At 39.3% G+C, this 26,117-nt stretch carries 18 protein-coding genes; 16 read left to right on the top strand and 2 right to left on the bottom strand.

Annotation, left to right across the window (positions count from 1 at the left end; genetic code table 11):
* The first annotated feature begins 5 nt into the window (after positions 1-5).
* The 5 genes from AM608_RS03930 to AM608_RS03910 are packed head-to-tail and all read left to right on the top strand — an operon-like array spanning position 6 to position 5,411.
* A complete protein-coding gene (locus AM608_RS03930) occupies positions 6-725 on the top strand; it encodes a head GIN domain-containing protein (protein ID WP_009410756.1) in 720 nt (239 codons plus the stop codon).
* Between the two features lie 7 nt (positions 726-732).
* A complete protein-coding gene (gene aroQ / locus AM608_RS03925; RefSeq protein ID WP_053580834.1) occupies positions 733-1,152 on the top strand; it encodes a type II 3-dehydroquinate dehydratase in 420 nt (139 codons plus the stop codon).
* Between the two features lie 24 nt (positions 1,153-1,176).
* Positions 1,177-3,972: an AsmA family protein gene (locus AM608_RS03920; protein WP_053580833.1), complete on the top strand. Its 2,796-nt coding sequence runs from the start codon at positions 1,177-1,179 to the stop codon at positions 3,970-3,972.
* On the top strand, positions 3,929-4,453 hold the full coding sequence (locus AM608_RS03915) for a methylated-DNA--[protein]-cysteine S-methyltransferase (protein WP_082150277.1): 525 nt from the start codon (positions 3,929-3,931) through the stop codon (positions 4,451-4,453). Before AM608_RS03920 ends, AM608_RS03915 begins: the two co-directional genes overlap by 44 nt.
* Positions 4,454-4,466: 13 nt before the next feature.
* A complete protein-coding gene (locus tag AM608_RS03910) occupies positions 4,467-5,411 on the top strand; it encodes a GSCFA domain-containing protein (RefSeq protein ID WP_053580832.1) in 945 nt (314 codons plus the stop codon).
* 57 nt (positions 5,412-5,468) lie between these two features.
* On the opposite strand, the gene AM608_RS03905 is transcribed toward AM608_RS03910, so the two are convergent.
* Positions 5,469-7,808, bottom strand: a complete 2,340-nt coding sequence (locus AM608_RS03905; RefSeq protein WP_053580831.1) for a beta-N-acetylhexosaminidase — start codon at positions 7,806-7,808, stop codon at positions 5,469-5,471.
* A 261-nt stretch (positions 7,809-8,069) separates the two neighbouring features.
* Between AM608_RS03905 and AM608_RS12045 the strand changes: the two genes are divergently transcribed.
* The 5 genes from AM608_RS12045 (at position 8,070) to AM608_RS03880 (ending at position 13,252) form a co-directional block, all read left to right on the top strand.
* The gene (locus tag AM608_RS12045; protein ID WP_157466247.1) at positions 8,070-8,276 is read left to right on the top strand and encodes a hypothetical protein; all 207 of its coding nucleotides are present in this window, start codon (positions 8,070-8,072) and stop codon (positions 8,274-8,276) included.
* A 66-nt stretch (positions 8,277-8,342) separates the two neighbouring features.
* Positions 8,343-9,341 (top strand): pyruvate dehydrogenase (acetyl-transferring) E1 component subunit alpha, encoded by a 999-nt coding sequence (gene pdhA, locus AM608_RS03895; protein WP_002672792.1) that lies wholly within the window; start codon positions 8,343-8,345, stop codon positions 9,339-9,341.
* 36 nt (positions 9,342-9,377) lie between these two features.
* The gene (locus AM608_RS03890) at positions 9,378-10,994 is read left to right on the top strand and encodes a pyruvate dehydrogenase complex dihydrolipoamide acetyltransferase (protein WP_053580830.1); all 1,617 of its coding nucleotides are present in this window, start codon (positions 9,378-9,380) and stop codon (positions 10,992-10,994) included.
* 214 nt (positions 10,995-11,208) lie between these two features.
* Positions 11,209-12,084, top strand: a complete 876-nt coding sequence (gene sucD / locus AM608_RS03885) for a succinate--CoA ligase subunit alpha (RefSeq protein ID WP_053580829.1) — start codon at positions 11,209-11,211, stop codon at positions 12,082-12,084.
* A gap of 16 nt (positions 12,085-12,100) precedes the next feature.
* Positions 12,101-13,252 carry a serine hydrolase gene (locus AM608_RS03880; protein WP_009410209.1) on the top strand — a complete coding sequence of 384 codons (1,152 nt, stop codon included), beginning with the start codon at positions 12,101-12,103 and terminating at the stop codon, positions 13,250-13,252.
* Positions 13,253-13,310: 58 nt separating this feature from the next.
* On the opposite strand, the gene AM608_RS03875 is transcribed toward AM608_RS03880, so the two are convergent.
* Positions 13,311-13,721: a BrxA/BrxB family bacilliredoxin gene (locus AM608_RS03875; RefSeq protein WP_009410210.1), complete on the bottom strand. Its 411-nt coding sequence runs from the start codon at positions 13,719-13,721 to the stop codon at positions 13,311-13,313.
* A gap of 114 nt (positions 13,722-13,835) precedes the next feature.
* Here AM608_RS03875 and AM608_RS03870 point away from each other — a divergent pair, with 114 nt between their 5' ends.
* From AM608_RS03870 to AM608_RS11510, 6 genes are all read left to right on the top strand, one after another.
* A complete protein-coding gene (locus AM608_RS03870) occupies positions 13,836-15,098 on the top strand; it encodes an acetyl-CoA hydrolase/transferase family protein (protein WP_053580828.1) in 1,263 nt (420 codons plus the stop codon).
* Between the two features lie 566 nt (positions 15,099-15,664).
* Positions 15,665-18,118: an endopeptidase La gene (gene lon / locus AM608_RS03860; RefSeq protein WP_053581829.1), complete on the top strand. Its 2,454-nt coding sequence runs from the start codon at positions 15,665-15,667 to the stop codon at positions 18,116-18,118.
* Positions 18,119-18,155: 37 nt separating this feature from the next.
* Entirely contained in the window at positions 18,156-18,827 is a 672-nt protein-coding gene (gene folE / locus AM608_RS03855) for a GTP cyclohydrolase I FolE (protein ID WP_053580826.1), read from the top strand.
* 466 nt (positions 18,828-19,293) lie between these two features.
* Positions 19,294-19,740 (top strand): T9SS type A sorting domain-containing protein, encoded by a 447-nt coding sequence (locus tag AM608_RS03850; protein ID WP_053580825.1) that lies wholly within the window; start codon positions 19,294-19,296, stop codon positions 19,738-19,740.
* A 38-nt stretch (positions 19,741-19,778) separates the two neighbouring features.
* On the top strand, positions 19,779-20,624 hold the full coding sequence (locus tag AM608_RS03845) for a SpvB/TcaC N-terminal domain-containing protein (protein ID WP_053580824.1): 846 nt from the start codon (positions 19,779-19,781) through the stop codon (positions 20,622-20,624).
* A gap of 89 nt (positions 20,625-20,713) precedes the next feature.
* Positions 20,714-26,116 (top strand): RHS repeat-associated core domain-containing protein, encoded by a 5,403-nt coding sequence (locus tag AM608_RS11510; protein ID WP_157466245.1) that lies wholly within the window; start codon positions 20,714-20,716, stop codon positions 26,114-26,116.
* The last annotated feature ends 1 nt before the right edge of the window (position 26,117 follow it).

Here is a 26,117-nt window from a genome sequence, read left to right as displayed (position 1 = left end):
AACAGATGAAATATATGAAAAGATTTATTACATTTATCCTTGTAACATTAGTTGTAGGCATAGGATACAGCCAAAAGAAGACAGAAAAAGACAAAGAAGTTATCACCGAAAACAGAAAAGTAGCGAATTATGACGCTATAGAAGTTTCGGGAGCTTATAACCTTGTGCTTACAGAAGGAGAGGTAGGCAAAATAAAAGTGAAAGGACAGAAAGAGGTACTTTCGTATTTAGAGACCAAAGTCTCCAACAATGTGCTTTATATAAGCATTGATAGGAAATACTCACTCAAAACCTCTATTACTGTGTACGTACCTATCGACACACGTTTAAAGAGAGTAGTAGGGAAAGGAGCTGTGGATATATCTACAGAAAAGAAGTTGCAAGTGGGTTCTTTGTTAGTAAAATTAGAGGGTAGTGGAGACCTTGAAGCGTCGGTAACGGCTACTTCACTTGATTTACAAGTGGCTGGAGCAGGAGGTATAGACATTGCAGGAGAAACCAAAAACCTAAGTATATACGTGAAAGGAGCTGGCGATGTAGATGCTGATGAGCTTAAAGCTGAAAAAGCTACTTTGCGCATAGCGGGAGCAGGAGGTATATCGGCTTATGTAACGCAAGAGGTAGATGCTTCTATCGCAGGAGCAGGAGGCATTACTGTGAAAGGAAATCCGCCTGTATTTAAGAAAAGTGTGAAAGGGATAGGGCGTATTAAAATAGAAGAATAACATAGATATGAAGAAAATCATCATTATCAATGGACCGAACTTGAACCTGTTGGGCATTCGAGAGCCTTCGGTTTATGGCAATCAGACCTTTGAGGATTACCTGAAAGAACTGCATAGGAAATATACAGATATTGAATTGTATTATTTCCAGAGTAATTACGAGGGGGCACTGATAGACAAGTTACACCATATAGGTTTTGAGTATGATGGCATTATACTGAATGCAGGAGCCTATACACATACTTCCATAGCCCTTGCCGATGCGGTGGCAGCTATTACAACGCCCGTAATAGAAGTGCACATTTCTAATACTTTTACGCGTGAAACGTTTAGGCATCAGTCGTTTTTATCGCCAGTGGTGAAGGGTGTAATAGGAGGTTTTGGCTTGAAGAGCTATGAATTGGCACTACAGAGTTTTATAGATTAAACGGATTAGGCTTTTATTGTTTTGATGAAGAAGTATATCCTCAAAAGCTTAAAGATATTGGGAGTGCTGATAGCATTGCTATTGGCATTCATTGTCATTTTTCCAATGGTGTACCCTGAGTACGTAACTGAGAAAGTTAAGAAGCTTGCCAATGATAATCTGAACGGAGAAATCAACTTTTCTAAAGCTAAGTTATCTTTCTTTACCCATTTTCCATCGCTTACGCTTAACCTTGATAACTTCTTGATGAAGGGCTCTAAACCCTATGAGAATGATACGCTTGTGGCAGTAAAGCAAATTTCTTTGGGGATAGATGTAAAGGATTTGTTGTTCTCTAAGAAGATAGACATAGAGGAGATATACCTTAAAAATGCTTTTGTGCATATAAAAGTAAACAAACAAGGCGAGGCTAATTACAACGTTTACAAATCATCGGGAGAAGAAAGCACCTCGGAGAGTGATGATACACGGGTGAATTTACAACGTATTGAGCTGAGAAATACCCGACTGATATACGATGATAAATCGACAGAGATTTACCTTCAAGCCAATGGTTTTAATTACTTAGGAAAAGGAGGCTTAGAGGCTTCTATCTTCGATTTGCGTACCAAAGCAGAAATACAATCATTGGATTTTCTTTTTGCAGGGGAAACCTACTTTAAGAACAAACACGTAAACGCAGAGCTAATTACCCAGATTAATACTAATTCACTAGCTTTTATCTTTCAGCAAAACAACTTAAAGATAAACCGATTGCCTGTGGATTTTAAAGGGAAGTTGGATTTTTTGAGCAATGGATATGACATTGACTTGGAAATAGAATCTAAGGATAGCAATCTTGACGACTTCTTTACCGCCTTGCCTCCCCAATTTACACAATGGCATAAGAAAGCCACTCTTAAAGGAAAGACCGATGTGTTCTTTTCGATGAAAGGGCAATATATAGCCTCACAGAATTTGAGTCCCGATATTTATCTAAAAATGAAAGTAAGAGATGGTTATGTAGGCTATAAGGGAGTACCAGCTCCGGCTGAGAATGTGTACTTGAATATAGAAACGAGATTGCCTTCGCTGAACGTAGATAAAGTGGCAGTAAAGCTCGATTCGGTTTACTTTGATATAGGTAAGGAGTACTTCTCGGGCATTGTAAGTCTTGATGGGATAAAGCCTCCTGTAATTGATGCTAAAGTGAGAGCAAACATCAATGTGGAGAATGTGATGCACTTGATGGATATGAAGGACTTCCAACTGAAAGGAATGCTCTTGGCAAACGTGAAGAGTAAGGGTACTTATGCTCCTGAACAACGATTGTTCCCTATCACGAAAGGGCTTTTGGAGTTCTCCGATGGTTATGTAAAGACGCCCTACTACCCCAATCCGGTTACTGATATTCACTTCAAAGGGAATATTGAGAACACTGATGGCTCGATGAAAACTTTGGCAGTAAATGTGTCTCCTGCGACGTTCTTGTTTGAAGGAAAGCCTTTTACGGTGAATTTATCGATGGAGAATTTCGACGATATCCGATATGATATACAAGCCAAAGGAGAGTTAGACATAGCTAAAATTTATAAAGTATTCTCACAAAAAGGTTTGGAATTAGAAGGTTATGCCAAAGCCGACCTTACCTTACAAGGCACTCAGAGCGATGCCACTAACGGGCGTTATCATCTTTTGCACAATAAGGGAGTGATAGAACTGCGTAATATCAAAACCACTACAGAATACTTACCTAAACCGTTTATCATTCAGCAAGGAGTCTTTCACTTCAATCAAGACAATATGCACTTTACCGACTTCCGTGCTACCTATGGGAAATCGGACTTTTTGATGAACGGACGGATGAGCAACGCTATTAACTTCTTCCTATCAAACAACCAAGTGCTGAAAGGAAACTTTACGGTAAGCTCTAATTATCTTGATGTAGATGAGTTTATGTATACTTCTGTCCCTGCTCAAGAGACAAAAGAAGCAAAGGAAGCAACGGTTACCAATGATACTCCAACTGAAAAAGGGGTGGTGATTGTACCTAAGCTCTTTAATTTTAATTTAAATGCCAATCTTAAAAATGTAGCTTTACAAGGACTTACTATTCACAATTTGAGAGGTAATACTCAGCTTAATAGAGGAACCTTAGCTCTGCAAAACGTCAGTTTTAATATTATAGGAGTTTCTACACAAATAGATGCTAAATACGCAGATGAAACGCCTAAACGCGCTAATTTTAGTTTTAAGATTAAAGCTAAAGACTTTGACGTGCAAAGAGCCTACAAAGAAGTGAAGATGTTCAGAGAAATGGTGGCAATGGCAAAAGATGCCAAAGGTATTATTTCGTTGGATTACGCCGTAGAAGGGAAGCTAGATGATGAGATGTCACCTATTTATCCTTCAATAAAAGGAGGAGGAGTGCTATCGGTGAAGAACGTTCAACTAAAAGGGTTTAAGCTTTTTAATGTTATCAGTGATAGAACAGGTACAGACGGACTGAGAGATGCTAATCTTTCGACTATTGACATCAAGAGTAGTATAAAGAATAATCTTATCACGGTAGAGCGGTTTAAGTTTAAGGTTTCAGGGTTTAGACCACGTATAGAAGGGCAGAGTAGCTTTGACGGTAGATTGAACTTTAAGATGCGTTTGGGCTTGCCACCCTTGGGGATTATTGGAATTCCCATAAAAGTAACGGGAACACAAGAAAACCCTAAAATAGGTTTAGGCAAAAAGTCTAAAGATTTAGAAGAAACGGAATACGACCCTAATAACACAGAAGCTATCAATGAAGAAGAACAAAATGGTGAAACTATACAAAAAAAGAATTAACACCCCCATAGGTGAGATGCTTGCCATAGCTACTGATGAGGCAATTTGTATGCTTGACTTTGTTGATAGTAAAAACTGGCTTAAAGACCAAGAAATACTCGTAAAGCATTACGGGGCAACACAAGTAGCTGAGGATAGTTTGTTGTTATCGGAGTTGGAGAAACAATTGAAAGAGTACTTTACCAAAAAGCGTAAAGAGTTTAGTCTGCCGCTGGCTTTGGTGGGGACTTCTTTTCAAGAGGAAGTATGGAAAGTGTTACAAACTATTCCGTATGGGGAAGTGCGGTCGTATAAAGAACAGGCTACGGCTGTGGGGAATCCCAAAGGCGTGAGAGCTGTTGCTAATGCCAATGGGAAAAACCGTATTTCAATCGTTATTCCTTGTCATCGTGTTATAGGTTCGGACGGGACACTTACAGGCTATGCTAGTGGAATTGAGAGGAAGCAATTTCTGTTGGATTTAGAAAGGAGCAACGTTTAATTATTTTATCGTTATGGAATTTAGAACAATTGTGCCTATACTCAAGACTACTAAAAGGATTACTTATCACTCGCAGATACTGAGTATAGGTTCTTGCTTTGCTGTGAATATGGCACAAAGGTTTAGTTATTATAAAATTCCTGTTACGGTAAACCCTTTTGGGATACTTTTTCACCCCTTAGCTATTGAAAATGTGCTTAGCAGAGCAATAGAACACACTCCTTATGAGGTTGAAGATTTCTTTTTGTACAATGAACTTTGGCACAGTTTCGATTTTCATTCGGATATGAGTAAACCGAATTTAGAGGAAGCTGTTCATCTTGCCAATATACAACAAACAGCACTTTATAACACACTACAAAAAGCCGATTTCTGTTTTATCACTCTTGGTACAGCTTGGGTATACATCTATAACAGTACTGATAAGATAGTGGCAAATTGTCATAAAGTGCCTCAACAACACTTCTCAAAACGACTATTATCAGTAGAAGAGATAGGGGAGAGCCTTACCCATATTATAGCACTGTTGAAGAAGGTGAATAAAGACTTGCAATGTGTTTTTACTATTTCGCCTGTACGACACTTGAAAGATGGTTTTTTAGAAAACCAAGTGAGCAAAGCACATTTGTTGGTAGCACTTTATTCGGTACTTTCATCGGGGGTGTGCACCTATTTTCCATCCTATGAGTTGCTTTTAGATGAACTTCGCGATTACCGCTTTTACGCTAATGATATGGTACACCCATCGGAAATGGCTATAGACTATATCTGGGAACGCTTAGTAGAAACCTATATAGATAAGGCTACTCAGACAGATATGAAACAAGTAGATGCCATACAGAAAGGGTTGCAACATCGTCCGTTTAACCCTAAAACAGAGAATTATCAGCAGTTTCAAATACAATTACGACAGAAAATAGAGGTTTTTAAGAAGAAATACCCCCATATTGAGATATAAAAAAGCTATCTAATAAGAACTATTAGATAGCTTTTTGTTTATTGTTATGTAAGCCTATTACAATACTTGAATTTCATCGATGAAGAGGAAGCCAGGTTTACCAGCTGCTCCTTGATGGAAAGAAGGAATTTTGTTTACTCCATTTATTTTCACTTTTAGATAGGTTACTTCTTTTTCAGGGAAAGAAAGAGAGTAAGTTTTTATTTCTTTGAGAGGTTCCTTAGGAAGCGCATAGTTTTCTTTAGCGAGTAAATCATAACTTTTACCGTCTTTAGACCCCGATACTTCAAAGCTGGTTGGAGGGTAAATCCAATCACCTGTTTCAATAAGAGCATTGAAGCGCACTTCTTTTACAGGAGTATTTTCTTTTAGGGTAATCACCACTTCACAAGGTGCTTCACTAAAACCTAACCATTCTCCAGAGCGTGAATTAGTACCCCCTTTTCTACCATCAACTAAGGTAATAGCGCCCCCAAAAGTATAGTTGTAACTAGGTTTACTGAGGAACTCAATAGGGCGTACGGTTGCTTTGTTGAAAAGGAACTGTTGTTTGAAGCTACTTTCGGTTTCTTGACCGAATACTTTAGCTTTTAGATGGGTATCTTGGGTGAGTTTTAAAGGTTCTTTATACACGTTAGAACTTTTAGTAGGTTCACTCCCATCGGTAGTGTAATAGATAGGTGTATCTTGTAAACAAGAGAATGTTACTTGTATATCACCTACCTCAGGTTTTACCTCGGCACGAAGGTCGAATATGTGTTTAGCATAGTTATAACCTTCTAACTGGTAGATAGGAAGTAAGCGCATTAAGCGTTGTAAAAACTGGTTGTAGTCTTTAGGTTTTGCAGGGTCTTCCCATTGTACTTCGGCTAAGGCTGCAAAACGAGGCAATACCATATATTGTACGTGTTTGAAAGTCTTGATATACTCTGTCCAAACATTGGCTTGTACTCCTAAGATGTGTTTTTGTTGCTCTTTATTAAGTGCATCGGGGTAAGGATTGAAAGAGTAAACACGTTCTACCGGTACATAACCACCAATAGCAAGAGGTTCTTTATCGGTTTTATCTGTTTGATAATAGTCGAAGTAGCAATAAGAAACAGGGGTCATAATAGCATCGTGATTAGACTTAGCTGCTTCTATAGCGCCCCCGATACCTCTCCAAGACATTACAGTAGCATTAGGAGCTAAACCTCCTTCAAGGATTTCGTCCCAACCAATGATTTTGCGACCTTTTTTAGCTAATACATCTTCAGCGAATGTAATTATGTGACTTTGTAAGTATTCTTCGGCTGTGTGTTTAGCATCACCTTTAATACCTAACTCTTTTATCTTAGCTTGGCATTTAGGGCATTTCTTCCAGCTATCTTTAGGACATTCGTCACCTCCTATATGGATATATTCTGAAGGGAATACTTCAGTTACTTCTTCTAATATATTTTTAATGAAATCATAAGTTTCGGGGTTGCCAGCACAAAGTACATCTTCGGCTATGCCCCAAGTTTCTCTTACTTTATAAGGACCTCCTGTACAGCCTAATTGTGGATAAGTAGCCAAAGCAGCGACCATATGACCTGGGAGGTCTATCTCAGGAATAACGGTAATATTGCGGTCGGCGGCATATTTTACAATGTCTTTCATTTCTTGCTGAGTATAGAAGCCTCCGTGAGGTTTACCATCGAAGGTGTCCCACTGTTTGTTTACCATAGTTTGGCTACGAGTGCTTCCTACCACAGTAAGTTCGGGGTATTTTTTAGATTCAAAACGCCAACCTTGATCATCGGTGAGATGCCAGTGGAATTTATTGATATTGTGGAGTGCTAACATATCGATATAAATGCGCACAGAGTCGGCAGTAAAAAAGTGACGGGCACTATCTAAATGTGCACCACGATATGCGAAATAGGGTTTATCGGTTATTTCTTTAGCAGGGAAGATGACTTTGTCTACTTTTTGTACCGGAATGGATTTTCTCAAGAGTTGTACTCCATAGAAAGTACCCGCTTTAGAAGCTCCATTTACAGTAATGTTCTTTGCATTCACCACTACTTGGTAAGCCTCTTTGTTGTTGTTTTGGTAATTTTGCAACAAGGCAATAGTGTTGGTCTCATTGTTTTGATTAGGAGCGATATTCACTTCAATTCCTGCTTGTTTTTTGATATACTCTTGCAAGAATCCAGCGTACTGCTGTAAAGAAGCATCACCTTCTGGATAGGTGATTTTGGTATCAGCCGTAAGCACGAAAGGTTTATCGGCATCAGCTTGGGGAGTGGTAATCATTTCGGGTAGTGGAATTACCTCATAATTAGCAGTACTCTCTCCTTGATTGTTTGTAGTTGATTTACACGAAATAATCGTTATCAATAACAAAAGTGCGGAAGTTAATTTTATCTTCATTACATTTAAAATTTGAATTAATGGGACAAAGGTATAAAATTTTTTTTGAATATTTTTTGGTTAGGTGATATTTTTTTTGCACCTTTGCAAATATTTTTAGAAAGTGATTTAAAACTGCTCAGAAAGCTAAGAGGTAAAAGCTGAAAAGTTTAATACCATAATGCTAGAAATGCCGATAATACCAAGTTAATAACGGTGCGAGCCACACGGGTAGATAGTGCGAGCCGCACAGGCAGATAGTACGAGCCGCACAGGCAGATAGTGCGAGCCGCACAAGCAGATAAAGGAAAGACAAACGAAAGACGAACAAAAGACGAACAAAAGACGAACAAAAGACGAACAAAAGACGAACAAAAGACGAACAAAAGACGAACAGAAGACGAACAGAAGACGGTGCGAGCCGCACGGGCAGATAAAGGAAAGACGAAGGATAAACAAAGGAAGAGTCAATTTAAGAGGGACTCATAGCGGAACATAATAGAAAATATACTATTGTAAGAATACTAATAGACTTTTATATACATCAAAAAACCAATGAAAAAATTTGATAAAGAAGTGTACCTAAAATGGTACGAGGATATGCTTTTTTGGAGGAAATTTGAAGATAAACTCGCTGCAGTTTATATTCAACAAAAAGTAAGGGGGTTCTTGCACCTATACAACGGTCAAGAAGCGGTAGCTGCAGGTTGTTTGCACGCTATAGACCCTACCAAAGACAAAATGATTACTTCTTACCGTTGCCACGTACACCCTATAGGTTTGGGCGTAGACCCTAAACGTATTATGGCTGAATTGTACGGTAAAGGTACAGGTACTTCTCACGGTTTAGGAGGCTCTATGCACATCTTTTCGAAAGAACATCACTTCTATGGTGGTCACGGTATCGTAGGAGGACAGATTGCATTGGGTGCTGGTTTGGCTTTTGCCGATAAGTACTTCAATAGAGAGGCGGTTACACTTACCTTTATGGGTGATGGTGCGGTGCGTCAAGGAGCTTTTCACGAAACAATGAATATGGCTATGTTGTGGAAATTGCCTGTGGTTTTTATTGTAGAAAACAATCACTACGCAATGGGTACATCGGTGGAAAGAACTGCTAACCACGTGGATATTTGGAAACTCGGGTTGGGTTACCAAATGCCTTGCCAACCCGTAGATGGTATGCACCCTGAAACAGTAGCCGAAGCGGTGTATGAAGCAGTAGAACGCGCTCGCCGTGGAGAAGGTCCCACTTTGCTTGACATTCGTACTTATCGTTATCGTGGACACTCAATGTCGGATGCGCAACACTACCGTACTAAAGAAGAGGTGGAAGAGTACAAAAAACAAGACCCAATCACCAATGTACTTGCGGTTATCAAAGAGAAGAAATATGCTACCGATGCTGAGTTAGAAGCTATCGACGAACGTGTGAAAGAACGTGTGGCTGAGTGTGAGAAATTTGCAGAAGAATCACCTTATCCAGAAACACATATTATGTATGATGTGGTTTACGACCAAGAAAATTACCCTTTCTTGCCCAGTAGATTATAATAAAAAAGGAAACACTAATTAAATATAACAACATAAATGGCAGAAATTATTACTATGCCACGCTTGAGCGACACTATGGAAGAGGGTGTTGTAGCAAAGTGGCTTAAAAAAGTAGGCGATAAAGTAAATGAAGGCGATATCTTAGCAGAAATCGAGACGGATAAAGCTACGATGGAATTTGAATCATTCCATACAGGAACCTTATTGTATATAGGTTTAAAAGAAGGAGAAAGTGCTAAAGTAGATACCTTATTGGCTATCATAGGTAAAGAGGGTGAAGATATTTCGGCACTTATAGCTGGAGGAGCTCAAGCATCGGCTCCTAAAGCTGAAGAAGCAAAACCTGTTGCTGAGGTAACTACGGCTCCTGTTGCTGGTGCTACTATACCAGCAGGAGTAGAAGTGGTAACAATGCCTCGACTCAGTGATACAATGACGGAAGGTACTGTGGCTTCTTGGCTCAAAAAGGTAGGTGATACTGTAAAAGAAGGTGATATCTTAGCTGAAATTGAAACCGATAAGGCTACAATGGAGTTTGAATCATTTTATTCAGGTACTTTATTGTATATAGGTTTAAAAGAAGGAGAAAGTGCAGCAGTAGATTCATTATTGGCGATTATAGGCCCTGCGGGTACTGATGTGAACGCAGTTTTGGCAGCCGTGAAAGCTGGCGGAGCTTCAACTTCGGCTCCTGCAACTCCTAAGGCTGAAAGCAAACCGGCTGAAACAGCCACATCAGCTACTACTTCGGTAGCTAATGCAAACGACCGCGTATTTGCTTCTCCTTTGGCTAAGAAAATAGCACAAGATAAAGGTATTAACCTTACTGAGGTGAAAGGGACAGGTGAAAATGGACGTATTGTGAAGAAAGACGTAGAAAACTTTACACCAAGTGCTAAGGTTGCTACGACTACTACGGCTACACCTGCAACTGCTAGCGCAGCTATCCCAACTGTAATTCCTGTGGGAGTGGAAGTAACTGAAGAGGTGAAAAACTCACAAATGCGCAAAACGATTGCGAAACGTTTGGCAGAGTCTAAATTCACTGCACCTCACTACTATTTGGCAATAGAAATTGATATGGATAACGCGATGGAATCTCGCGCTCAAATCAACAATTTGCCAGACACCAAAATATCTTTCAACGATATGGTAGTGAAAGCCTGCGCAATGGCACTTAAAAAACACCCTCAAGTAAATACTTCTTGGAAAGGCGATACAACCCTTTACAACAAGCACGTGAATGTAGGGGTGGCTGTGGCTATTGAAGATGGCTTGGTAGTACCTGTTATCAAGTTTACGGATACTTTAACGCTTACTCAAATAGGCGCCTTGGTAAAAGACTTGGCTGGTAAGGCACGCAACAAGAAACTTACTCCTGCCGAAATGGAAGGAAGCACTTTCACCGTGTCTAACTTGGGTATGTTTGGGGTAGATGTATTTACTTCTATCATCAATCAGCCTAACTCTGCTATTCTTTCAGTAGGAGCTATTGTTGAGAAACCTGTAGTGAAAAACGGACAAATAGTAGTAGGTCACACTATGCAAGTAACTCTTGCTTGCGACCACCGTACTATCGACGGGGCTACTGGAGCTCAATTCTTACAAACACTCAAAGCTTATATTGAGAATCCTGTAACAATGCTCGCATAACGAGTGTTGAGGACAGCATATTACAAAAGGGTTGCCTATGTGGGTAGCCCTTTTTTGTTATAGGAATAGATGAAAAAAGTAATAATGCAATAGATTGATAATTAATGTAATAAAAAGAAGAAGGTAAAATAATAATCGATTTCTTTACGAAAGATTTTGAAAGTATAGAAGTTTTATTTATCTTTGCTATAAGAAAACAAAAAAAATAATTGCAATGAGTGTATTAGTTAATAAGAATTCAAAAGTAATAGTACAAGGTTTCACAGGAAGCGAAGGTACTTTTCACGCTGAACAAATGATTGCATATGGCACTAATGTGGTAGGAGGAATTACCCCTAATAAAGGAGGGCAAACACATTTAGGGAAGCCAGTGTTTAACACGGTAGCTGATGCTGTGAAGGCAACAGGAGCTGATGTATCTATTATTTTCGTGCCACCCGCTTTTGCTGCTGATGCTATTATGGAAGCTGCTGATGCAGGGATAAAAGTAATTATTACTATTACAGAAGGGATTCCGGTAGCTGATATGGTGAAAGTAGCAGCCTACATAAAGAATAGAGATTGCCGCTTGGTAGGTCCTAACTGTCCGGGAGTGATTACGTCTGAAGAAGCAAAAGTAGGTATTATGCCAGGTTTTATCTTTAAGAAAGGACACGTGGGGATAGTTTCGAAATCAGGGACACTTACCTATGAGGCAGCTGACCAAATTGTAAGACAAGGATTAGGGATTACCACAGCTATTGGTATTGGAGGAGACCCTATTATTGGTACTACTACTAAGGAGGCTGTAGAATTATTGATGAATGACCCAGAAACTCATTGTATTGTGATGATAGGTGAAATAGGTGGACAGTTAGAGCCAGAAGCAGCCCGATGGATAAAAGCCAATGGCAATAAAAAGCCTGTAGTTAGTTTTATAGCAGGTGAAACAGCTCCTAAAGGAAGAACAATGGGACACGCCGGGGCTATAGTAGGAGGTGCTGATGATACTGCTGAAGCTAAAAAACGTATTTTACGCGAATGTGGTGTTCACGTAGTAGATTCGCCTGCTAAAATAGGGGAGAAGGTAGCTGAAATAATGAAAAAATAGCATTTGTTAATAATTTATGAAAAAACTAATACTTATTGTTTTGTTTAGCACTATTATTTCATTTTTTAATTCATTATTTGCACAAAAGAAGCTTCAAGATGTAGATGTATTTAAAAGAAATCCTTCTGAAGTAATCTCGTTTGACGATGCACGTACTGAAGCTGAGAAAATATTACAATACCTAATACAAGAACAAATTATACCAGGAGCCTCTGTAACTGTAGCCAAACAAGGAAAAATAATATGGCAAAGAGGTTATGGATATGCTGATATTACTAAAAAGACAACTATTGACCCTAAGAATACGCTGTTTAGGGTAGCGAGTATGTCGAAAGCTATTACAGGAATGGTACTGGCTAGACTGCAAGAGCAAAAGAAGTTTGACTGGAATACTTCAATTTATGAATATATACCTGATTACCCGCAAAAGCCTTTTGATTTTACCGTGAAACAACTTGCCGGACACTTAGCAGGCATACGCACTTATAGGGCTAATGAATATACTTTAAATAAAGCTTACAGTATTGAACAGGGAGTGAATTTATTTAAAGATGACATATTACAGTCGGCACCAGGAACAAAGTTTTTGTATAGTAGCTACGGTATAAATTTGATTTCATTGGCTATAGAAAAGTGTTTGAATGAGAAGTTTGAGAATGTGGCTAAAGAGGAAGTGTTTAAGCCTTTGAATATGTGGCGCACTTTCCCTGATAGAGGGAAAATAATTAAAGATGAGGCTACACCTTATTCAAGGTCTAAAAAAGGAGGACTCACCAAAGCTCCTGATGTGAATAACTACTTTAAGCTGGCAGGAGGAGGCTTTCTTTCTACCTCTAACGATATTGCTAAAATGGGAATTGCTATAGAGCGCCATAATTTTCTTTCTCAGCCTATAGAAAACGAGATGCTAAAAAAGCAATGTACTTTTGATGATACTGAGGTGAGTTATGGTATATGTTGGCAAAACCAGCGAGACTGGAACGGACGTGATTATTTTGGACACACAGGAATGGGAGTGGGAGGTTACGGTTGGCTATCAGTATACCCAAATGAGCAACTGGTAATTGTATTGCTGTTTAATGTAACTGACCCGCAAATTAATATCTACTTACAACGCTTAACCGACTTTATTATTGAAGGGGCAGAGCGTATTCCTAATCAGTATTAAAAAATCCTTTTGTGATACCAAAGATATCACAAAAGGATTTTTTAGAAATGAAAATTGATTAACAAAATTCATTATAGGCTTGTTGGAGATTTTCAGCGATAGCTTCAGCCATTCTACCTTCGATGTGATGGCGTTCCAACATATGCACTAATTCACCATCTTTAAACAGAGCTATACTAGGAGAGGAGGGAGGAAAAGGAAGCATAAAGTTACGAGCTTCTTCAGTAGCCTCTCTATCGACCCCAGCAAAAACAGTGGTAAGATGGTCGGGTTTCTTAGCGTTTTGCAAGCTGTAGATTACTGCAGGGCGCGCATTACGGGCAGCACAACCGCATACAGAGTTTACTACTACGAGGGTAGTACCTGCTCTTTTCAATGCTTCTCTTACAGCCTCAGCTGTTTTTAATTCTTCAAAACCAACCGCTGTTAGTTCTTCTATCATTGGTTTAACCAATTCAGGTGGATACATAATACTTCGTTTTTAAAATTGGGGACAAAGGTACTAAAAAAAATTATATTACTAATTATTTTGCCAATTGGATTTAATGTAGTACTTTTGAGCCATTAACTAATATTATTTTAAATGGCAAAAATTACGACTGCTCAAGAAGCCTTAAAGGTTGTAAAGAGTGGTGACTTTGTTTATATTCACGGAGGCGCTGCTGTACCTGAAATACTTGTAGATGCTCTTGTAGAGCGTGCACCAGAACTACGCAATGTAAGTATAGGGCATATTCACATTGAGGGAGACGCTCCTTATGCTGACCCTAAATACAAGGATAGCTTTTATGTAAATTCTTTTTTTCTGTCGAGGAATGTGCGAGATATTATGAAAAATGGGAATGGTTCCTATACCCCTATTTTTTTAAGTGATATGCCTTTATTATTTGATAGGAAGCACGTTAAAGTAGATGTAGTGCTTATACAAGTATCGCCTCCTGATAAGTTTGGTTTTTGTTCTATGGGTGTGAGTGTAGAGGCTTGTAAATCGGCGATACGCAATGCAAAATATGTGATTGCAAAAGTAAACAAGCAAATGCCTCGTACTTACGGTGACGCCCTTCTACATATTGATGAAATAGACTTCTTAGTAGAACACGATGCTCCTATCTTCTCATTGCATCTTACAGAACCTGATACTATTGAAAAACAAATAGCCCGACATATTGTGCCTCTTATTGAGGACGGTAGTACATTGCAATTGGGTATTGGTAACATTCCTAATGCTACTTTGGGAGAGATGGGACACCTAAAAAACTTAGGTATTCATACAGAACTGCTCACAGAAGGAGTGCTTGATTTGGTGAAAAAGGGCGTAATTAATGGTTATGAAAAGAAGATAGACAAAGGCAAGATTATAGCTTCGTTTGTGATGGGTACACAAGAGTTATATGATTTTATTGACAAGAACCCATCAGTGGAAATAGCTGAAGCTTCGTACACTAATGAGGTGTCGGTGATACGTCAGAACCCGAAAATGATATCTATCAATTCAGCAATAGAGGTGGATCTTACGGGGCAGGTGTGTGCTGATTCTATTGGAACGACTATTTATTCAGGATTTGGTGGACAGATAGACTTTGTAAGAGGTGCAATGCTTAGTGAAGGAGGTAAATCAATCATTGCGTTTCCTTCGACCACAAACAAAGGAGAGAGCAAGATTGTGCCTTTTCTTAAACAAGGGGCAGGTGTGGTAACCACTCGTGCTCACGTGCAGTATATCGTTACTGAATATGGTGTGGCTGAGCTCTTTGGCAAGAATTTATGTGAAAGGGCTAAGGCATTGATTGCAATAGCGCACCCTAACCATCGTGAAAACTTAGAGAGGAGTTTTATGATGAAGTAGGGTAGTACGAGCCACAATTAGCAAATGAGGAAATGAGCAAATGAGGTGCGAGCCGCACGGGCTATTAACTTTGGCAAAGTTTGAGATGAAAAAGCGATGTGTTGGGGCGGTTAGGAGGAGACGGAAGATATCGGAGGAGAACGGAAGAGAGCTGAGAAGAATTTTGGTGAAAAAAGGCTGTAAGGAGGGTGTGGTTAGCTTATAGAGAGCTTATAGGAAGCTTATACGAATCTTGGACGATTGGTATAGGAAGGGTATATAAATAGTTGATTCATAATATCATACAACAACGCTAAAAATGTTAAAAACGGGGTTTCGAGACGAAAGAAAGAGGAAGAGGCACTAGGTCTTAGACCATAGACAATAGGGGGGAGTGTGACGGTAAAGACGGAGTAAAGAAGAAAGTAAGAAGGAGGTAATTTTTATGGCACACCTATTGTAATACATAGGAAGCAATGTACATTTTGTAGTATATAAGAAATTGATTTTAAACTGTATAGATATAATGAGAATATTTATATAGACAAGTGACTACTGACAAAATGGCATATAGTAACGATCTAAATATGAATATAGGAAATTTTGACAGCCTTTTGGCTGAACATATAGACGAAGATACAGAATTCATTCCGCTTCTTACTTTGGAAGATGAAGAAGAGATAGAACGCGAACGCATACCACACGTGTTACCTATTCTTCCCTTGAAAAACACTGTGCTATTTCCAGGAGTAGTAGTGCCTATCAGTGCGGGGAGAGATGCGTCTATTCACCTTATCAACGAGGCATATGCTACTACTAAGACTATTGGTGTTGTAGCTCAATTAGACGAGAAGACCGAAATACCCGAGGGCAAAGACCTCTTTCGTTTTGGTACGGTAGCCCGTATTCTCAGAGTTTTGAAAATGCCTGACGGCAATGTAACTATTATCATTCAAGGTAAAAAGCGCTTCGAGATAGAGAGTATTGTAGAAGAAAAGCCGTACATCAAAGCGATGATAAAAGAGATGCCGGATGTGAAACCCGATGCGAACGATAAGGAGTTTGAAGCGACTATTGAAGCTGTGAAAGACCTCTCTATCAAGATTGTACAAGAAAATCCAAATATCCCTTCGGAAGCGGCTTTTGCTATTAGGAATATAGAGAGCACATCGTTCCTGATTAACTTTATATCGTCCAATATGAATGCTACCGTTTTGGAAAAGCAAGGCGTATTGGAGATTGATGAACTAAAAGAGCGCGCTACGGCTATCTTAAAATATTTGAATATCGACTTGCAACGCCTTACCTTGCGTAACGAAGTACAGTCGAAAACGCGTATTGATATCGACCAGCAACAGCGTGAATACTTCTTGCACCAGCAGATGCGTACTATTCAGGAAGAATTAGGAGGCGTGTCGTACGAGCAAGAGATGGAAGAGCTGAAAAAGAAAGCTAAAACCAAGAAGTGGGACGACAAGATAAAAGAGCTCTTTGAAAAGGAACTGAGCAAATTGCAACGTACCAATCCTAATAGTCCAGATTATGGCATTCAGCGTAATTACTTAGAAGTATTATTGGAATTGCCTTGGAATGAGTATTCTAAAGACAACTTTGACCTAAAACGCGCTCAGAAAATTCTTGATAAGGAACACTACGGATTAGAAGAGGTGAAACGCCGTATCATAGAGTATTTGGCGGTGCTTAAACTCCGTAATGATATGAAATCACCTATCTTGTGCTTCTATGGACCTCCTGGGGTAGGGAAGACCTCCTTAGGACGCTCTATTGCCAAGGCTTTGAGCCGTGAGTACGTGCGTATGTCGTTAGGAGGTTTGCACGATGAGGCTGAGATACGAGGTCACCGTAAAACCTATATCGGGGCAATGCCGGGGCGTATTTTGCAACAGCTTAAAAAAGCTAAGACCTCTAATCCTGTATTTGTATTAGATGAGATAGATAAATTAGGAAACAATAGTTACCAAGGCGATCCTTCTTCGGCTATGCTAGAAGTGCTCGACCCTGAGCAAAATAAAGAGTTTTACGACAACTTCCTCGAGATGGGTTACGACCTTTCTAAGGTGATGTTCATCGCTACTGCGAACGACCTTTCGACCATACAGCCTGCTTTGCTAGACCGTATGGAACTCATCAACGTAACGGGTTATACCATAGAGGAAAAGACCGAGATAGCTAAACGCCACTTATTACCTAAGCAACTCAAAGAACACGGTATGAAAACTACCGACTTGCAATTAGGCAAAAAGGAAATAGAACGTATTGTGGAAGGTTATACCCGCGAATCGGGAGTACGCGCTTTGGAAAAAGAAATAGCGAAAGTAGTACGCTACGGAGCTAAAAACTTAGCAATGGAAGAAGCCTACGACCCTAAACTTACCATAGAGACCATAGAAAAAATATTGGGACCTGCCCGCTTAGAACTCGATAAATACGAAGATAACGAGGTAGCTGGCGTAGTTACTGGATTGGCGTGGACGAGTGTAGGAGGAGATATTCTGTTTATAGAATCTGCCTTATCGAAAGGTAAGGGGGTGCTTAATATCACAGGTAATTTAGGTCAGGTGATGAAAGAATCGGCTACTATTGCTTTGGAATACCTAAAAGCCAATGCTGAGCGCTATAACCTCAATGTGAAACTCTTTGATAGTTACGATGTGCATATACACGTACCTGAAGGGGCAACTCCTAAAGATGGTCCGAGTGCGGGTATTGCGATGCTTACCTCACTAATGTCGCTCTTTACTCAAAAGAGAGTGAAAAAACACTTGGCAATGACCGGAGAGATTACTTTGCGTGGAAAGGTACTACCGGTAGGTGGACTCAAAGAGAAGATTTTGGCAGGGAAACGCGCAGGTATTAAAGAATATATTTTGTGCAAAGACAACGAGAAAGATATCTTGGAAATCAAACAAGAATACCTTAAAGGACTTACTTTTCATTATGTAACGGATATGGAAGAAGTGATACGTTTGGCAATTACCAACCAAGATGTAAAACACAAAAAAGTTTTAAGCTTTGAGTAATAATTAGTACTTTTGCACTTTCATAAGATAAAGAACAATGAATAAGAATCAAGAAGAAGATATATTAGGAGATAACCATATAGCAACTTCGGCAGTTACACCACTTAGAGCAGATGCTTTTCAGATGAGTGAAACCGAAAAGATAGCAGAAATAGAAACTCACGTACGTGCTATTTTGCATACTTTGGGAATGGATTTAACCGATGATAGTTTGAAAGGCACTCCCAGACGTGTAGCTAAGATGTTTGTAAAAGAGATTTTTGGAGGCTTATTACCAGAGCGCAAACCTTCGATGTCTACTTTCGAGAACTCTTACCATTATGGTGAGATGTTGGTAGAGAAGAATATCGTAGTGTATTCCACTTGTGAACACCACTTGTTACCTATTGTGGGGCGTGCTCACGTGGGCTATATTTCTAACGGTAAAGTGTTAGGGCTTTCGAAGATGAATCGTATTGTAGAGTATTATGCGAAACGTCCGCAAGTGCAGGAACGCCTTACGATGCAAATAGTACAAGAGATGCAACGCGCTCTCGGTACCGAAGATGTGGCTTGTATTATAGATGCCAAACACCTATGTGTGAACTCTCGCGGTATAGAAGATATTGATAGCAGTACGGTTACTGCTGAGTTTGGTGGTAAATTCAAAGACCCTGAGATAAGAAAGGAGTTCTTAGAATATATAAAATTAGACACGAGATACCATTAAACTAATGTAAGTTTGATGTAAGGAGATGATGTTGTCCCTCAGAAAGCTGTAGCACCGCAGGCAATAGAAAATAATATTTGTTATATTGAGCAGATGTTAATTAAAAGAATAAAATACCCCTAAAAGTATCTAAACTTTTAGGGGCATTTTTTATGAATAAAGATTTTAGGTGCGATCCGCACGGGCGGAGTAATGAGGAAATGAGGAAATGAGAAAATGAGGAAATGAGGAAATGTGGAAATGAGGAAATGTGGAAATGAGGAAATGGGGGTGTGGGTTTGCTTGGGGAGCTAGGAGAGGCTTGGGGAGATGCTGAGAATCTCTGGGAGATGAGATATCCAAAAGGATTAATATATTAGGGGAAACGTTACTATTAGAATGTAAAGTGAAAAAAAACGTAAAAAAACTTGCATTATTCAAAAAAAGTTCTGACCTTTGCGGTCATATAACCAAAACCTGTTGGACAATGCTAAAGTATCTTATCTTCTTTTTAGGTACCCTTAGTATCTATGCTCAAAAAGAGTACTGTTTTCAGTACGACAGCGCGGGTAACCAGCGCAGTGCGCTTTTGTGCCTCAACGGCAAAGACGACGCTACCGACGAGGAGCTCTTTGATGAACTGCCTGAGGCTTTGAAATCTTCAGAGGCTGATAATTCTTCTAAAATTACTCTGCAAGGAGCCCCTAACCCTGTAACTGATAACTTGGCGGTGTATTGGCATCACAGTGAAAATGGAGTGCTGACGCAACTTGTTGTGTTTTCGGTAGACGGCAAGATGATGTATAGGACGGACCAAATTCCTGCGAATGAGCCTTTTCACATCAATGTATCGACTTGGTCGGTGGGGTATTACTTTTTGGTAGCTACGTTTTCTGACGGCAGTAGGAAGGTGTTTAAGGTGGTGAAAAAATAATATTAATGATTAATGTTAAGTTATAAACGATTAAGCATATGAAGAGGTTGTTATTATTACTATCTGTTTGTTATACTCTTGGCAGTGTAGCTCAAGAGAGTTATCCTTTGCAGGCTATTGAACGCACTTCATTTTACGCAGAGCCTGTTGACCCTCCTACTGAAACGGCTCTTCTTTCGGGGAACATAGCAGCACGAGATGGCGGGGGTAATACTGTGGGCTTGACTACGGGTGAACTGAGTGTATCAGGCACAGGAGCTGCAGTGTATACCGTGCCTATTGCGGTACCTCAAGGGATTAAGGGCGTTGCTCCTACGTTGGCACTGACCTACAACAGCCAGAGTGGTAACGGCATTGCGGGTTACGGTTGGCACTTAGCGGGGCTTTCGGTGATAAGCAGAGTAGGAAGCACGATGTATCACAATGGTAAGATTACCGAGGTAAACCTTACGGAAACAGACCAGTTTGCTTTGGACGGACAACGGTTGATGCTGAAAGAAGGCAAACACGGCGAAAGTGGAGCGGTGTACGAGACTGAAACTTTCTCACAAGTACGTATTAAGGCAGTGGGCAAGAGCAAGAACGTGGCTTTTGGACCTGATTACTTCGAGGTACTTTACCCTGATGGCTCTAAGGCGTATTATGGCAAGGAAAACAATAGCCAATCGCCTATGGAATATGCGATAAGTTCTTGGGAGAATGCACAGGGAGTAAGGATAGAATATTTTTATACAATAGAAAATAATTCTCTTCGTATTAAGCATATTGAATACGGTAATAATGCAAAGATTGAATTTAATTATGACGACCGTACACGTCCTGAAGTAGCATACGTAGGAGGTATGGAATTTATAAATGGAAAATATTATCAACTATTAATGTAACTGATAATAATATTCCTTATAGAAGCTATATTCTCAGTTATAACACAAACGGTTTGCAATATAACCGCTTGACTTCTGTACAGGAAAAAGTGGGAGGAGAAAGTCGCTTGCCAATAGAATTTAAATATTGGGATACTGCTAAGAATCGAGAAGATTTGACTAATTTTAGTCTTACTTCATCTAAATCTACACTTTATTTCAATGTGAACCTTCAAAATTCTGTAACTGTACCTTTAGACATAGATGGAGACAATTACACTGACTTTATAATATATCCTACTGTAGGAGAAAAGGCATATAAGGAGCTTTTTATTTTTGATAACTTAAAAAAGGAAACGCCTTCATTTACTAAGGCAATTATTCCTGAAGGATTTAAAGATATATTTCCCGCAAAAATATTAGGAGGGACAGGGAATATTTTAAGAGGTCAAGGTATTGTACTTTATTCTGTTCAAGATGAAGGAGTGACCTTTAAAGTGTGTGCTAAAGGTTCTATGCTTTATGAACAATATGAGAGGAAGTTCAATTTTACGTCTTATCCCGATGAAAGAGGATATTATCAAACTATATTAGACAATAGAGGAACATCTAACCCTATCCCCGAAATGAAGTATAGTGTCAATAAATGGGTTGATTTTATTTCGGGTGATTTTGATGGTAATGGACTTACGGATATTATAGGAATAGAACACCCTTTTATGTATGAAAAATGTCATATAATGAAAAGGGAATGTGTTTGTGATCGTAGAGATACAGAAAATAGAGTATTTTTTATTGATTTAGATAAGCGCAAGGAAAGAGATTACATAAAGATAATAGGTAGACTCAATAATTCTTTAAGATTTGATAATGTTTTTCTATCTATGGATGTGACAGGTAATGGGAAAGATGATATCGTACATATTGTTGATGGTTGCTTATCTGTTTATGAAATCGATAATAATTATCAATTACAATTATTATATGAGTATCATAATTCCTCGATAAATACGAAAAAAAGAGTTCCTATTGCAGGCGACTATAATGGGGATGGTAAAAAAGATTTTTTAATCCCTATTGGTGATTATACAACTCACTATATATTACTTGTTAATACAGGAAAGGAGTTACTTCCTTTAGAGCAAGAATTTCCTTTTATTTATAAGGAGCCAGAAACGGAAATAAAGGTAACGAAAGCTAATAATTCTTTTTGGGGAAATTTTCTAAATATAAGATATCAAGTTTATCATTATGGTAGGCTTATACCTATTGATATTAATAATGATGGAAAAACAGATATCATTAGTACCTATGCTAGTATAGTTCCTGATAAATATAAAGAAGATAATAGAAGTGGAGCTTTTGTTGCATTTGTAAATAGTTCACAAAACGATAATTCAGTATCGTTTATAAGTGGCAAAAGGATAGAACTGTCATCAAAAGGTGTTATCCCACATACTATATTCTCATCTCCTGATGAACGAGATAGGCAAATGAATATCTCTTTTTATGCAGACAATAAATTAGAAACTTTTACTTTAAAGCAAAATAACAAAGAAGATATGTTATTACGACAGGTAGATTTAGGAGGTATACAGCAAAATATAACCTATCGACCAATGTCTATTGACTACTCTTATGAACATTTTAGAGATGAACTCTTTACTTACGATGCTAACACTAGCAATATTGTTTATCCTTACACTCCCCTAGAAAATGTATCACAAATACGTTTAGTAGGCAAAATAGAACGTTTGGTGGGTGGAATACCTAAAGTACAACGTATATTTAACTACTATAATGGTATTAGCCATGCTGAGGGATTAGGTTTTTTAGGATTTCAAGCAATGGGTAATACTAACTGGTATGATCCCGAAAAACGGAAAGAGCAGCTTCTTTATACTCATAAAATAATAAGTCCTTATTTGAGAGGAGCTGTATTAGATGAATATAGTATTGAAAATAATACTTATGGATTAAATAATGAACCTGTACGCGTACGCTCCTATTTTCAGCATACCACCTACCAATATACTGATGCCCTCAGTCCTAACAAGGTCTTCAAGCTCCAACTTACTCAGCAGACCACTGAAGATAAACTTTCGGGACTAACGACTATCAATAATTTTAGTTATGATGCGGACGGTAACCTCACGGAACAACGTACCCAAACGGACGGCTATAGCCAAAGTACGCGCGTGAGCTATTTGCCTAAAAGCGAAGTTCCGTATTTTGTAGGCTTACCTCAACAGAAAGAGACTACCACCACCTTGGCAGGCGATAGTTTTAGCACTGCTGAAACTTTTGCTTATGACAAAGGTTTGCTCACTACCCATAAAACCAAAGGTAATGGTACGGGTTGGCGTACTACTTCTTATGGTTATGACGAGTACGGCAATGTAACTGAACAAACTGCTACTGCTGAAGACGGACAACAACGTACCGAACGCTATACCTATGACCCAAGCCACCGTTTTGTAACAGCTCATACCGACCACGAAGGACAGGTAACCAAGTTTAGCTATAACAATAGAGGTCTGCTGGAAAGCGAAACGACTCCACTGGGACAAAGTACTCTTTATGCCTATGACCTTTGGGGTAGACCTACCCAAACCACGAATTTCTTAGGCAAGAAAACCACGATGCGTTATAGCTTTGACGGAGGTATTTTTAAAAACATTACCGAGAACGAAGAAGGCGCTTACAGTGCAGAGAGCTATAACACTTTAGGCTGGTTGTTAGAAAAAGAAAGCAACGATGCTTTTAACAACCACTATGCAGTTAGCTACGAGTACGACGGTATAGGGCAACAAGTAGCTGTAAGCACACCTCACCCCACAAGAGGTGCTTCTCAAAAGGTGAAGAGGACAGAATACGATGTGTATGGGCGACCTACCACTATTACGAGTCCCGAAGGTAAAATAACCCGTTTTACCTACGACAAACTTAAAACCACCGCTGATGACGGACAGCAACAAGTGATAAGCACACGCGATGCCCAAGGTAACATTATAGAACACCAAGACACAGGAGGTACCGTGCGCTATACCTACTTTGCCAATGGTAGCCTGAAAACAGCCGACTATGGAGGTGCCATACAAAAGATAACCCAAGACGGATGGGGACGCAAAACGAGCCTTACCGACCCTTCGGCAGGGCGATATACCTATCAATACGATACGTGGGGCAACCTTACCGAAGAGACTACCCCTAAGGGTAAGACCACCTTTAGCTATGGGCAAGGTACCGACCGCCTCACCGAAAAACATATTACAGGCGATTATACCGATATGCACATACGCTACACCTATAACGCCGAAAAATTGCTCACCCAAATAGACAACCAAAACAAAGATGGCAATAATGACAGTTACCGCTATGAGTATAACGGACTCAAACAATTGGTTCAAACTACCGAAACCAACCCCCAAGCGGTATTTACTAAAAACTACACCTACGACAGCTTTGGACGTGTACAACAAGAAACCACTACCGCCCAAACGGCAGGCAAACGTGTGAGCAGTGCCGTGCAATACCGCTATGAGAATGGGGAACTCATAGAAATGAAAACACCAAGCGGAGCGACCCTTTGGAAACTGAGCGCAAGTAACGAATACGGACAACCGCTGAGCCTTCACAAAGGAAAGACCCAAGAGCATTTGCAGTACAACAGTCATTTCCCTAAAACACAAACTGTACAACGGGAAGATACTCCGCTGAACGTATTGCAATACGATTTTAATACGCAAAAAGGACTGCTGAATCATCGTACTTATAGTTTTTATAACCAAAAAGAAGAATTTGCGTATGATACCACCGACCGCCTCACCCGCTGGGGTAATGTCACCCACCAATACGATGAACGCGGTCGCATTACCGAAAACAGTGCCATAGGTACCTATGAATACACACGTAATGGCTACCAACAGCAAAAACTCACCACCAACGAAGTAGGTGAGACGTATTTAGAAAAATACCCACTACCCACTGTAAGGTATAACGCTTTCAAAGCCCCAGAGCAGATATATGTAAAGGATAAAGAGCGAATAAGCTATGAATACAACGCCTTTGGCGAACGTTCGCACTGCTATTACGGTAATGCCGAAGTAGAAAAAGCCAAACGCCCACTGCTAAAACACTACAGCCACGACGGTAGTACAGAAATCGTATGTAATAAAACCGATAACAGCACCAAGTTTGTGTTTTACTTAGGAGGTGATGCCTATAGTGCCCCTGCGATACTCATTTCGGACGGTGAAGCGCAAAAGCTCTATTACTTACATAGAGATTACTTAGGCTCTATAGTAATGCTCACCGATGAGGACGGCAACATTGCAGAAAGACGTCATTTTGACCCTTGGGGACAACCCATAAAAATAGAAGACGGCGCAGGAAAAGTGTTACAAGGTTTAACTTTATTAGATAGAGGCTTTACGGGACACGAGCACCTGCAAACGGTAGGCTTGGTACATATGAACGGACGGTTGTACGACCCAGCCTTACACCGTTTCTTACAACCCGACAATTATGTACAAGACCCTTTTAACACGCAGAACTTTAACAGGTATGGGTACTGCTTGAATAACCCGCTACTCTATACTGACCCTACGGGAGAATGGTTTGTAATAGATGATGTTATTGTGATGTTAGTAGGAGGGGCTGTAAATCTAACCATAAATGCTATACAAGGAAATGTAACTTCTTTTTGGAATGGTCTTGGTTACTTTGTGGTAGGAGTAGGAGCTGGAGCTGCTAGTTTATATGGAGGTCCTTTAGCGGGTGGCGCTGTATTAGGATTTGGAAATAATATCACCACACAAGTTTCGCAGAATGGGTGGAGTAATATTGATTGGACAAGTGCTATAATAGATACAGGAATAGGAATTGGAACTGCTTATATAGGAGGTCAATTTTCGGGAATATCTTCAAAGATATTTAAAGATGTTTCAAGTCCTGTCCTTAGAAATGTATTGATAAGTGGTACTAGTAATGCAGCTTCTGGTTTTGTTGTCTCAGGGGGAGCTTCTTATATAATGAATGGAGATGTAGATCAAGCTTTTAAAGATGGCTTAAGAGGGAGTGGATATGGTTTAACTTTAGGAACTATTTCTGGATTTGTGCAAGGATTTCAATATGCAAGAGAAAAAGGTGTTAATCCTTGGAATGGGATAATCTATGAAGAAAAATTGATGCAAAGATCAGCTATTTTTGCGGATGATTTTGTCCCCTTTACAAAAAATGATGGGGTAACAGGAACTCTAAAACATCAAGCAGCTAGTACTCTTTTAAAAAGATATCAAAATATTTATGGAGATAGAGGACTAAGATTTGGAGAATATTTTAATAATAATAAGATTCTAGGACTTGGCAATAGAGGTTTTTTAGATGTAGTAAATCATAAAACTATGAATATATATGATTTTAAATTTGGAGGTGCTGACTGGAGAAAAGGACAATTTGAAAAATATCAAAGGAATTATAAAGGTTATAAAATTTTTAAGATCAAACCATAGT

Origin of the sequence: Capnocytophaga sp. oral taxon 323, assembly GCF_001278825.1 — a bacterium.
Classification (GTDB): domain Bacteria; phylum Bacteroidota; class Bacteroidia; order Flavobacteriales; family Flavobacteriaceae; genus Capnocytophaga; species Capnocytophaga ochracea.
The sequence above is the reverse complement of the archived record's forward strand: the minus strand, read 5'-3'. Positions and strand labels throughout refer to the sequence as shown.